Source organism: Lentzea sp. NPDC051838, from assembly GCF_040681245.1.
Taxonomy (GTDB): domain Bacteria; phylum Actinomycetota; class Actinomycetes; order Mycobacteriales; family Pseudonocardiaceae; genus Lentzea.
The window spans coordinates 311,648-324,615 of the sequence record NZ_JBFAYI010000003.1 but is presented as its reverse complement, the minus strand read 5'-3'; the positions used below and the strand labels follow the sequence as shown (position 1 = coordinate 324,615).

The following is a 12,968-nucleotide window of genomic DNA, read 5'->3' as shown; positions in this document are numbered from 1 at the left end:
CTCATTTCGTGCGGGCAAACACTGCGAACTACGAGAGGTCGAGCAACTCGTCGTCGATGATGTTCAGGAGGTCCTCGACGGAGACGGAGCGGATGTCGTCGTCCGAAGTGGACACAGGCTTCTTCAACCGCGCCAGCAGCTTCTCCAGGCGCTCGCGGATCACGTCGCGGTCGTCAGAAGACGACGCCAGCGCAGCCTCGAAGCGGGTCAACTCGGCCAAGGCGGAGCCGTCGACGGAAGAAGAAAGACCGGACAGCAGGTGCTCGGCGACCAGGCGCGGCGTCGGGTAGTCGAACACCAGCGCCGACGGCACCGGCAGGCCCGTCGCGGCCTTCAGGCGGTCGCGCATCTCCACGGCGGTCAGCGAGTCGAAACCCTGGTCGCGGAACGCTTTCTCGGCGTTGATCGACTCGACGCCCGTGTGCCCCAGCACCGCGGCGGCCTCGGAGCGAACGAGATCCAGCAGCACGCGCGACCGGTCGGCCTCGGACAGGCCGGCGAGCTTCTCCTGCAACGCCACCTCGGCACCGGCGACGTCCGCGTCCGCCGACAACGCCTCGACGACCTCGGGAATCGACGAGAACAGCGGGGACGGGCGGGACGCGGTGAAGCCCGGCGCGAAGCGAGCCCAGTCGGTGTTCGTGACGGTCAGAACCGTTTCGCCGTCGGAGACCGCCTGCACCAGTGCGGTCAGAGCCAGCTCGGGGTCCATGGGCAGCACGCCGTGACGGCGCAGCTGGTCGTAGGCCTCGGGATCGGTCGCCATGCCCGCCTCGGCCCACGCGCCCCACTGCAGCGACGTCGCCACCAGCCCCTGGCCACGACGGAACTGCGCCAAGCCGTCCAGGTAGGCGTTCGCGGCCGAGTACGCGGGCTGGCCGCCACTGCCCCACGCCGCCGCACCCGACGAGAACAGCACGAACGCGTCGAGGTTCCCGGTCAGCTCGTGCAGATGGCGGGCGGAGACCATCTTGGCGCGCAACAACTCTTCGAGCTGGTCAGCGGTCAGTTCCAGCAACGGAGCGTCGCCGGAGTCGATGCCCGCGCAGTGCACGACGGCCGTCAGATCGGGGTGACGGCTCAAAAGCTCTTCGAGAGCCGCACGATCGGCCACGTCGCAGGCCTCGACCGACACCTCGGCACCGAAGCCCTCCAGCTGCGCCGTCAGATGCTCCACACCAGGAGTCAGCGGACCTCGGCGCGAGGTCAGGACGATGTGCGACGCACCCCGGGCAGCGACGGCACGTGCCACGAAACCGCCCAGCGCACCGGTTCCGCCCGTGATCAGCACGGTGCCGGACGGAGCCCAGTCCTCTCCGTGCTCGCCACGCGGCGCGGGCACCAAGCGGCGAGCGAACACGCCGTTGCCGCGCACCGCGATCTGGTCCTCACCCAATGAGTTCGTCAACGCAGCCTGCAGACCCTGGGCGATCTGGGTGTCCACGCTGCCCGGCAGGTCGATCAGCCCACCCCAGCGACGTGGCAGCTCCAAAGCGGCCACCCGGCCCATGCCCCACAACGCGGTCTGCACCGGCGACGTCACGATGTCGCCGTGCCCGGTCGACACAGCACCCCGCGTCACCGTCCACAACGGAGCGTCGATCGCCGTCTGCAACAGCGACAACGTGTCGAACAACGCGGAGTCGGCAACACCGAGCAGCGACACGACGCCCGTGAACTCGCGGCCTGCCAGTGAAGCGACCTTGTCCAGCGGCACCGCGACCCCGCCGAGGATCTCCACGACGTCGCGAGTCCAGGTGTCCTGCTCCCCCGGCGGCACGACGACCAGCCAGGAACCGGAGAACGCGCCCGACAACGACAGCCGGTGCCACGACTCCCGGAACCGCCACGAATCCACAATGGACTGCGAACGCTGCCGGGTCCGCCAGGACGACAGAGCCGGCACCACGGCCGCGGCCACCTCGGGGTCGAGGTCGAGCACGGACGCCAGCTCGTCGTTCTCCACCAGCTGCCAGAACGCCGCGTCGAGCGGATCGGCCTTGCCGACCGCGACCTCGGGCTCCGGCCAGAACCGCGACCGCTGGAACGCGTACGTCGGCAGGTCGACCCGCGCCGCACCCGTGCCCTCGAAGAGCCGGGACCAGTCGACCGGCACACCAACAACGTGCAGGCGCGCCAACCCGGACACGAACGAAGCCTCCTCGGGCCGTTCGCGACGCAGCACCGGCACGACAGCGGTGTCCAGCGGAACAGCGCCGGTCTCGGTCATCTCCGCGACCAACGCCGACAGCACGCCGTCAGGGCCGAGCTCCAGGAACGCGGAGACTCCCTGACGCCCCAACGCCCGCACGCCGTCGGAGAACCGCACGGCCTCACGCACGTGCCGCACCCAGTACTCCGGCGAGGTCAGCTGTTCGCGCACGGCGAGCTGCCCGGTCACGTTCGACACGACCGGGATCTGCGGCTCGGAGAACGACAGGCCCTCGACGACCGCGCGGAACTCGTCCAGCATCGGGTTCATCAAGGGCGAGTGAAACGCATGGCTCACCGTGAGACGCTTAGTCTTCCGGTCCGCGAACCGCTCCACGACCGCCTCGACGGCTTGCGTGGTTCCCGCGACCACGACCGAGCGCGGCCCGTTCACCGCCGCGATCGAGACCTCGTCGCTGAGGTGCGGCAGCACTTCCTCCTCGGTGGCCTGCACCGCCACCATCGCGCCGCCCGACGGCAACGCCTGCATCAGCCGCGAGCGCGCGTCCACCAACCGGCACGCGTCCTGCACCGAAAGCACTCCGGCCACGTGCGCGGCGACGATCTCGCCGATCGAGTGCCCACCCACGAAGTCCGGCCGGACACCGAACGACTCGGCCAGCCGGTACAGGGCGGTTTCGATCGCGAACAACGCCGGCTGCGTGTAGCGGGTCGCGTTCAGCGCCTCGACGTCGTGGCCCCACATGACGTCCCGCAGCGAGACGTCGAGGTGCTCCAGCACCGCGTCGAAAGCATTGGCGAACACCGGGAACCGCTCGTACAGCTCACGTCCCATGCCGAGCCGCTGCGAACCCTGCCCGCTGAACAGCACGGCGAGCGGCCGCTCCGACGCAACCCCGCGCGCGACCTCGGCACCGTCGAGGAGCACCGCGCGGTGGTCCAGCCGCGCCCGTGTCGACACCAGCGACGCGGCGATGTCCAGAGCCGGAGCTTCGACGGCCCGGATCCGCGCGATCTGCGCTTCCAACGCCGTCGCCGACTTCGCCGACACCACCCACGGCACCGCGCGGCCTGCCTCGCCCCGGCCGCTCGCCTGGATCGATACGGGTTGGCGGGCCCCCTGGGGGGATCCACCCCCCATCCCAATCATCTCAGGCAGGTCTGACAATTCCGGCGCCTCGAGAATGACGTGCGCGTTCGTACCCGAGACACCGAACCCGGACACGGCCGCCCGCCGCTCCCGCGACACCTCCGGCCAGGGCTGGTCCGACGTCAGCAGCTCGACCCGGCCGGTCCCCCACTCGACGTGCGAAGACGGCGAGGTGACGTGCAACGTGCGCGGCAGCACACCGTGCCGCAACGCCATCACCATCTTGATCACGCCTGCAACACCCGCCGCGGCCTGTGTGTGCCCGAGGTTCGACTTCACCGACCCCAGCCACAGCGGCACGGACCGGTCCTGACCGTAGGTCGCGAGCAACGCCTGCGCCTCGATCGGGTCGCCCAACGTCGTGCCGGTGCCGTGCGCTTCCACCACATCAACGTCCGAAGTGGACAAACCAGCGGACGCAAGCGCTTGCCGGATCACGCGCTGCTGCGACGGACCGTTCGGCGCGGTCAGTCCGTTCGACGCGCCGTCCTGGTTGATCGCCGAACCGCGCAGCACGGCCAGCACGGTGTGACCGTTGCGGCGAGCGTCCGACAACCGCTCCAGTACCACCAGGCCGGCGCCTTCGGACCAACCGGTGCCATCGGCGGAATCGGAGAAAGCCTTGCAGCGGCCATCAGCGGAAAGCCCGCCCTGGCGCGAGAACTCCACGAACGTCTGCGGCGTCGACATGATCGTCACGCCACCGGCCAGGGCCAGCGACGACTCGCCCGACCGCAACGACTGCGCGGCCCAGTGCAGTGCGACCAAAGAAGAAGAACAGGCGGTGTCGACCGTGACGGCCGGGCCCTGCAGACCCAGCGTGTAGGCGACGCGGCCCGACACCACGCTGCCCGCCGTGCCGGTCGTCCAGTACCCCTCGGTGCCGGCGGGCGCGTCCAGCAGCCCGGCACCGTAGTCGTGGTACATCACGCCCGCGAACACGCCGCCGTTGGTGCCGCGCAACGACGCCGGATCGATGCCCGCCCGTTCCAGAGCCTCCCACGACACCTCCAGCAGCAAGCGCTGCTGCGGGTCCATCGCGAGCGCCTCCCGCGGCGAGATCCCGAAGAACTCCGCGTCGAAGTCCGCGGCGTCGTGCAGGAAGCCGCCCGAGCGCGTGTGCGAGGCGCCGTCGAACAGCTTCTCCAGATCCCAGTTGCGGTCCGTCGGGAACGGCGACATGACGTCCGCACCCGACATCACGAGCCGCCACAGGTCCTCCGGCGACGCGACGCCGCCGGGATAACGGCAGGCCATGCCGACGATCGCGATCGGCTCGTCCGGCAACGCACGCACGATCTCCGAGGAAACAACAGCACGCTCACCCAGCAGTTCGGCCCTTAAGTGCCGGGCCAGCACCACCGGCGTCGGGTAGTCGAACGCGACCGGCGCCGACAGGTGCAAGCCCGTCGCGGCGGTCAGCCGGTTGCGCAGGTCGACAGCGGTCACCGAGGTCAGACCGAGCTCGCGGAACGTCTTCTTCGACTCCGCCCGCTCGGTACCGGTCAGCCCGAGCACGCCCGCGACCTCGGTGCGCACCAGGTTGAGCAGGAAGATGTCCTGCTCCTCCGGCGACATCGCCACCAGACGCTGGCGTAAAGCCGAGAGGTCGCGCTCGTCCGGCGTCGCGAGCCGCGCGGACACGTCGATCAGCCCGCGCAGCAACGCGGGCACCTCGGTCGACGACGTCTGTTCCCGCAACGCCGCGCTGTTGATCCGCATGATCACGGCCTGCGCCAGTCCCGCGGAGAAAGCGACGTCGAACATCGCCGCGAACTCGTGCGTCGACAGCTCACCCACGCGCGAGGCCGTCGTCGGCGCGTCCGTCGAGCCGACCGCGAGGAACGTCGCGGACAGCTCGCGCTTGCGGCGGTACCGGGCCAGCGCGTCCAGGAACGAGTTCGCCGCCGCCTGCTCCCCCGACCCGACCAGGCCGAGCGCACCCGCGACGGTGCAGAGCATGACGAACGCCGTGACGTCGCCGCTCTTCGTGAGCTGGTGCAGGTTCACGGCACCGTCCACAACGGACCGGAACACGTCGGGGCGCGGCGCGGTCGGTTTGGCCGGGTGCTCGCCCTCGCTGTGGATCACGGCCGTGATCGGCCGCTTCAGCTTGCCCAGCACCTCGGCCAGCGCGGCACGATCCGCCACGTCGCACGCCGCCACGGCCACGCGCGCACCCAGCTCGGACAGCTCCGACTCCAGCTGCGCGGTCGCCTCGTCGGCCCGGCCGCGCGGACTGATCAGCAGCAGATGCCGAGCCCCATAGGCAGCAACGAGATGCCTCGTCAGCGCGGCGCCCATCGTGCCGTCCGCACCGGTCACGACGACCGTGCGCTTGGGGTCGATGCGCAACACCTCGTCGCTGTCGACCGACGCCGACACGCGCTTCAGCCGGGGCATCAACGCGATGCCCGACCGGATCGCGAGCTGCGGTTCGTCGGCGGCGACGGCCAACGGCAGAACACCCGTGGAAGAGGGGAAGTCGTCGATGTCGATCAACGTGAACCGGTTCGGGAACTCCACCTGCAACGACCGCAGCAAACCCCACACCGGCGCGTGCACGAGGTCGCGCACGTCCTCGACACCAGCGGCGACCGCACCTCTAGTAAGCACGACGAGACGCGAGTGCGCGAACCAGTCGTCGTTCACCCACGTCCGCAGGACACCGCCAACGCGCCGTAACGCCTCCTGCGCCGCCGTCGTGAGCTTGCCGCCGGTGTCCATGTCGTCCGGGCAGCACAGGACCGCCACGTCCGGCGCGGGCTCACCCTCCACAACGGACACGTGCAACGCGGCGGCATCGACATAGGTGGCCACGTGCACACCAGCGGACGCAAGGGAAGCAGTCAGGCCGAACATGTCCGGGCCGACGACCGCCCAGCGGTTCGCCAGCTCCAACGAGGTCGTGCGGACGGATGGCATCGGCGCCCAGTCCATGCGCAGCAACGACTCGTGCTGCCCGCCGCTCGCGGCCCTCAACCGGGCCGGGCGGTCGAGCAGCACGTGCCGCGTGATCTTGCCGGACGTCGTGCGCGGGATGTGGTCGATCTCGTACAGCTCTTCCGGCACCTTGAAGTTCGACAGCTGCTCGCGGCAGGCGTCGTACAGGCGCACGGGATCGAGCCCCTGCTTGCCGGGCACGACGAACGCGATCGGCACCTCGCCGAGGATGTCGTGCGGCTTGCCGACCACCGCGGCGTCGGCAACACCGGGAACGCGCAGCAGCACCTCCTCCACCTCGCCGGGGTGGATGTTCTCGCCGCCGCGAATGATCAGTTCCTTCACGCGGCCGGTGATCGTCACGTACCCGTAGAGATCACGACGGGCCAGGTCACCGGTGCGGTACCAGCCGTGCGGCATCGCCTGCGCCGTCGCCTCCGGCTGGTTGTGGTAGCCGGTCATGAGGCTCGGGCCGCGCACCCACACCTCGCCCTCGGCCTCCGCGTCGACGTCGACGCCGGTGTCCGGATCGACCAGCCGCACCGCGAGACCCGGCACCGGCAGGCCGCACGAACCCGGAACCCTGGTGCCGTGCGCCCAGTTCACCGCGATCAGGCCGCACGTCTCGGTGCTGCCGTAGCCGTCGAGCAGAGCGACGCCGAACAGCGCCTCGAACTCCACGCGCAACGCCGGCGGGCACGCCGAACCCGCGGTGAGACACCGGGTCAGCGCGCTCGACGGCACCTGACGCGTGCGCGCGACTTCCAGAAGATGGTGGTACATGGCGGGAACACCGCACATGAACGTGTAGTCGTCGCCTTCCAGCGCGGTCAGCACCTCGTCGGCCGCGAACCCGTCGAGGATGCGCGCGAACGCTCCGACCGCGGTAACGCCGACGACACAAAGGACATGCGCGAGCGAGTGGTGCAACGGCAAGGGCCACAACACCTTGTCGTCGTGGTTCAGCCCGATCACCGGGGCGTAGCAGGCGGCGACCGACCACAGGCAGGCCCGCTGGGACGACAGCACGCCCTTCGGTTTGCCGGTGGTGCCGGAGGTGTAGAGCATGAACGCCACGTCGTCGAGGCTCTGGTCGTCGCGCGCGGGCACGGACGGGTCGCGCGACATCAGATCCTGGTACGAGACAACGGAGTCTGACCGGGGCAGCGGCTCGTCGCCACTGACGACGACGCGGAGATAAGGACGGCCGGAGAGCAGCTTGCGCACCTGGTCGAGGTGCGCGAAGTCGGTGATCACGACGCGAGCGCCGCTGTCGTCCAGCACATAGGCGAGCTCCGCGTCGGCGGAGTGCGGGTTGAACGGCACCGCGACCGCGTTCGCGCGCGTGACCCCGAGATAGCTCTCGACGATGTCGACGCTGTTGCCCAGGAAGATCAGCGCCCGGTCACCCGGTTGCAGCCGCAGGTCGGCGAGGTGCCCGCCGAGCCGCCCCGTCCGCTTCTCCAGTTCCGCGTACGTGACCGCGCGCCGCGAGTCCGCGAACGCAACCTTCTCCGGGGCGTTCGCCGCGTGGTATCGCAGCAGGTCGGACAACGGCCGGATCAGTTCGGTTCGAAACATCCCGACGGCGCTCCCTATTTACTGGCGACGTGGCTTGCACCTCGAGCGATGCTAGCCTCGGCCTCACCAGCACGGTAAGTAGGAAATCCCCTAGCACCCCCCTAGGACCCCCCTATCATCCCGCCCGAAAGTGCTTTCCCCGGCGGAGCAGTTTTGCGGAGCGTCCCCGGTGGCTAATCTTTGATCACCGGCCCGGAAGAGATGCACGAAACAAAACCCCGGCTTTACTCCGCAAAATGCTTTACCTACTCCTCGGAGGGGCATTCCAATGACTCAGGCGCAGCAGACGGTGAAGCTCCCCAGCTCGGTGTTCACCGGCCTGACCGAAGTCAGCGACGTCGCGGCGACCGGAAACGTTCTCGGAGTCATCAACTACACCACCGAGTGCACCGACCCGCGTGTCGAGAATGGCCTCCTCACGCTGAACCTGCACATGGCCGCCACCGACGCCGAGGCATTCGCGGAGGTGTGGACGACCGCCCGCCCGGTCGAGACCGGCGAGCACCACGGCGTCGTTTACGCCCACGACGGCGAGTACCTGCTCGTCGCCGGCCGCATCGCCCCGACCGGCCGCTACACCGAGGACACCCGCGCCGCCTACGTCGCGGCGCTCGACCTGATGGACACCCTCGGTTACAAGAACTGCTTCCGCATGTGGAACTTCATCAACGACATCAACGCCGACAACACCGAGGGCCTCGAGATCTACCGGGACTTCTGCAAGGGCCGCGCGGAGGCGTTCGAGCTCTTCCACTTCGGTGACAAGGAGGTGCCGAGCGCGACCGGAATCGGGTCGCAGGGCGGCGGGATCGCGTTCTACTTCCTCGCCTCCCGCTCCGCCGCGCTGACGTCGGTGGAGAACTCCAAGCAGATGGCCGCCTACCACTACCCGAGGCAGTACGGCCCGCGTCCCCCCAAGTTCGCGCGGGCCACCTACCTCGCCGCCACGCACACCGACCGCAGGTCAGGGCAGGTCTACGTGGCCGGCACGGCGAGCATCCGCGGGCACGAGACCCTGCACGACGGCGACATCGCGGCGCAGGTGAAGTTGTCACTCGACAACATCGAGCACCTCATTTCCGACGAGAACCTGGCGGACTACGAGATCACGCAGGGCAACACCTTGCTGGACCTCGACAACATCAAGGTCTACGTCCGTCACCGTTCCGACATCCCGGCCGTGCGCGCGATGTGCGAGGAGCGTTTCTCCCCGAACGCCCGCGTCCAGTACCTGAACGTCGACGTGTGCCGCGCCGATCTCCTCGTGGAGATCGAGGGCATCGTCGCCTGAAACGTCCAGCGGAACCAGCAACAGGAGCGAGAACAATGCCTCAGACGGTGAAGCTGACGGAGTTCACGTACACGCGGACCGCGGCCCCGTGGATGACGTTGCCCGCGACGCAGCAGCCCCACTGGCACCACCACCCCGAGTACGACCTCATCGAGGCGGAACTGTCCGGCGCACTCCCCCTGGTCGCTCATTCCGAAATTCGCGAGGCGAAGCGCGCACTCGGTCTCGCCGCGCTCGGCGAAGCGCGCGTGCTGCAGCTCGGCGACTGCGCGGAGTCCTTTTCCGACGCCGACCCGCTGACAACTTCCCGAAAGGTGCGCAACATCCAGAAGATCGCCGCCCGGATGGCGGAACGGTCGGGTCAGCAGGTGGCACGTTTCGGACGGATGGCGGGCCAGTACGCGAAGCCCCGTTCGAGCAACTTCGAAACAGTGGACGGGATCGACCTGCCGTCTTTCCGCGGCGAGCTGGTCAATTCGTTCGAGGCCGAAAATCACGCACGCCGGCACGACCCGGAGCGAATGCTTCAGGCTTATGACGCTTCTTCGTCCGTTGTCCGAGAAGTGCGCGCCCATTGGGCGGGAAGTGCCGAGGAACTGTCCGGTGGCCCGTGGGTAGCCCACGAGGCATTGGTGCTGGATTACGAGAACGCGCTCATTCGCACGGACGAGCGCACCGGCGAGCAGTTCCTCACCTCGACGCACTTCCCGTGGATCGGCGAGCGCACCCGGCAGCTCGACCACGCGCACGTCAGCATGTTCGCCGCGATCTCCAACCCGATCGGCGTGAAGGTCGGCCCGACCGCCGACCCCGAGACCGTCGTGCGGCTGTGCCAGCTGCTCGACCCGCACCGCACGCCGGGCCGCCTGACGCTGATCATCCGCATGGGCCGCGAGGACGTCCACGTCGCGCTGGCGCCGATCGTGCGGGCCGTGCGGCGCGCCGGCCACCCCGTCGTCTGGATCTCGGATCCCATGCACGGCAACACGGTGAGCACCGCAACTGGGCGAAAGACTCGACTTGTCAGCCATATCATCGAGGAGGCCACAGCGTTCCGGCACATCCTCGAGACCGAGGGCGCACACGCGGCGGGCCTGCACCTGGAAGCGGCCGCGACTGACGTGACGGAGTGCGTCGGCGGGCCTGTCCCCGACGAGAAGGCTCTCTCCGAGCGCTACGAGACCCTCTGCGACCCGCGGCTGAACCCCGAACAGGCGCTCGGAGTGATCGACTCGTTCTTCTGATCTCTCGCAGACAGGGAACACCGATGGCGTCTCCTACCCAGGCCGGCCGGGCCGGAGCTCTGACCGCTGACGTGGCGGTCGTGGGCTGCGGTCCGGTCGGTCTCGTCCTGTCCATCCTCCTCGCGCACAAGGGATGGCGGGTCGTCATCCTGGAGAAGTACCGCGGCCAGTACCCGTTCCCGCGCGTCGTCGCGTTCGACGGCGAGACCGCGCGCTCGTTCGCCTCGGCCGGCATCGGCGCCGACCTGATGGAGCTCGGCGAACCCCTGGGGCAGTACATGTTCCAGAACGCCGACGGTCGTGAGCTGTTCTCGTTCGAGGCGCCGTACGAGCCGGGCCGGGACGGCTGGCCGATCGCGACGGTGATGCACCAGCCGACGTTCGAACGAGCGCTGCGCGAGCACGTCACGACGCTGCCGAACATCCGGACCTTGTTCGGGCACAAGGTGGAGGCGATCGAGGACACCGGCGAGCACGTGTCGATCACCGCTCCCGGACCGGACTTCGACGGCCCGGTCACGGCGTCGTGGGTCATCGGGTGCGACGGCGCGAACAGCTTCGTGCGCGACGTCATGGGCTCCAAGATGCTCGACCTCAACTTCAAGCACGACTGGCTGCTGGTCGACGTCGTCTTCCACGAGAAGCGCGCCTTCCGCCCCAACGACGTGCAGGTGTGCGACCCGGCCCGCCCCACCACCATCGTCGCGTCCGGTCGCGGGCACCGGCGGTGGGAGTTCATGCGGCTGCCCGGCGAGTCGATCGAAGAGCTGTCCACTGTGGAACGCATGTGGGAGCTGCTCAAGCCCTACGACGTGACGCCCGCGAACGCCGACCTGACGCGCAACATCGTCTACACGTTCCAGGCGGCGATGGCGGACAAGTGGCGCAACGGGCGGCTTCTGCTCGCGGGCGACTCGGCGCACCTGATGCCGCCGTTCGCCGGGCAGGGCATGTGTTCCGGCATCCGCGACGCCACGAACCTGGCGTGGAAGCTCGATCTGGTGTTGCGGGACCTGGCGTCCGACGAGCTGCTCGACGCGTATCCGGCCGAGCGGGCGTTGCAGGTGCGGCACACGATCGAGATGTCCATCGAGGTGGGCAAGATCGTGTCGGAGCTCGACCCGGTCGCCGCTGCCCGCCGGGACGCGTTCCTGATCGCCATGCAGGCCAAGCCGGAAGGCGTCGACCTCGCACCTTCGGCCTACGCGCTGGAAGACGGCATCGTGCGAAGGACCCCGGACATCACGTTGCCCGACGGCGAGCTGTCGCCGCAGGGTGTGGTGGCGCGCGGGATCGACAGAGATCGGTTCGACGAGGTTGTCGGGCGTGGGTGGCAGCTGATCACCACGTTGGATCCCTATGAGGCGCTGGGCGAGGACGAGCTGGAGTTCCTCAAAACCCTTGGTGCGCAGCTGGTCCGCGTCATGCCCGCCGGAATTCCGCCGAAGATCGCTCGCGCGCACGAGGTCGTGGACGTGGAACGGCTCTACCTGCCCTGGTTGGCAGGGCACAAGAAGGTGGCGGCGCTGGTGCGGCCGGACTACTACGTGTTCGGGTTCGCGAAGGACCGCGCGGATCTGCCGGAGCTGGTCAAGGAGCTGAAGGACCAGCTGCCGCTGCGTTGACCGCCGCTTCCAGCCGCGGTGCCGCGACACCCAGCCGGTGTGCCTCGGCCAGGGTGTCGCGGCAGATCTCGCGCGGCTCCTGTGCGCTGGGATCGTCGTGTGCCAAGAGAGATCGGCGCGCCAGCGGGACGTGCGTGGTCAGCCAGGCGAGCACTCGGGCGGTCAGCCAGACAGGCGCCTGGAACAGCAGCAGCCCGCCCCGGTGCCGGCGCAGGTCGACGCCACGTTCCCGCAGGAGCGGCAGCAGTTCGCGGCCGGCCAGCAACGCCTCGCGCAGGTCGTCTTTCGCCCCGGCCAGCCGGGACAGCGACCCCAGCCGCAGGCCCTGCGAGTACAGGCCGGCGTCCGACACGAAGTGGACCCACAGCCAGCCGCGGAAGTCAGGCTGCTCCCTCACGCGGAGCCCGGCCTCGCGGAACACCTGGCGCACAGCCAGCTCCCGGTCCGTCGGGGGCTCGCCGAGCGTGCCGAAGATGACCGAGGACATCAGCGCACCGCGGAGCACGCCGTCCGCGCCGAAACCGCCGCCGGCCTGCGGAAAGCCCCAGGCGACCTGGTCGGGCGGGAGTGCGCCGATGGCGTCGAGCGGCTCGGTCCAGATGTTGCCGAAGACCAGCACCGTGGCGCTGCCCAGACGCGGCGACAGGAAAGCCGCGGCCTCCGTGAGGCGGTGGTGCCCCACGCTGAGCACGATCAGGTCGAAGTCGTGGTCCGGCTCCAGCGTCTCGCGGTAGCGCACCGGCCACTTCTCAGCGGCGCGCCCGAGCAGGTCGAGGTCCACCACGTCCCCGTACACCGCCGCGCGGCCCGGCCGGACGTAGAACTCGACGTCGTGCCCGGCCCGTTCCAGGGCCCAGCCGTAGATGGTGGCGATGACGCCTCGCCCGAACATCAGGATCTTCACGGCGCACCTCGTGCGGTATCCTCGAACTGGAGACAATCTCCACTTTCAACATATGGAG

The 12,968-nt window shown here is 69.1% G+C and carries 5 protein-coding genes; 3 read left to right on the top strand and 2 right to left on the bottom strand.

What is annotated here, in order from left to right; translation table 11 throughout:
- Positions 1 to 28 precede the first annotated feature (28 nt).
- Complete coding sequence (locus AB0M24_RS10215; protein ID WP_363763748.1) at positions 29 to 7,846, bottom strand: type I polyketide synthase; 7,818 nt, start codon at positions 7,844 to 7,846, stop codon at positions 29 to 31.
- Positions 7,847 to 8,114: 268 nt separating this feature from the next.
- Between AB0M24_RS10215 and AB0M24_RS10210 the strand changes: the two genes are divergently transcribed.
- Genes AB0M24_RS10210 through AB0M24_RS10200 form a run of 3 tightly spaced genes read left to right on the top strand, consistent with a single transcriptional unit; the run spans position 8,115 to position 12,006 of the window.
- On the top strand, positions 8,115 to 9,137 hold the full coding sequence (locus tag AB0M24_RS10210) for an FkbO/Hyg5 family chorismatase (protein ID WP_363763745.1): 1,023 nt from the start codon (positions 8,115 to 8,117) through the stop codon (positions 9,135 to 9,137).
- Between the two features lie 35 nt (positions 9,138 to 9,172).
- Complete coding sequence (locus AB0M24_RS10205) at positions 9,173 to 10,381, top strand: 3-deoxy-7-phosphoheptulonate synthase (protein ID WP_363763742.1); 1,209 nt, start codon at positions 9,173 to 9,175, stop codon at positions 10,379 to 10,381.
- A 23-nt stretch (positions 10,382 to 10,404) separates the two neighbouring features.
- A complete protein-coding gene (locus tag AB0M24_RS10200) occupies positions 10,405 to 12,006 on the top strand; it encodes a bifunctional 3-(3-hydroxy-phenyl)propionate/3-hydroxycinnamic acid hydroxylase (RefSeq protein ID WP_363763739.1) in 1,602 nt (533 codons plus the stop codon).
- Here AB0M24_RS10200 and AB0M24_RS10195 read toward each other — a convergent pair.
- The gene (locus tag AB0M24_RS10195; protein ID WP_363763736.1) at positions 11,972 to 12,910 is read right to left on the bottom strand and encodes a 2-dehydropantoate 2-reductase N-terminal domain-containing protein; all 939 of its coding nucleotides are present in this window, start codon (positions 12,908 to 12,910) and stop codon (positions 11,972 to 11,974) included. The genes AB0M24_RS10200 and AB0M24_RS10195 overlap by 35 nt on opposite strands.
- Positions 12,911 to 12,968 lie beyond the last annotated feature (58 nt).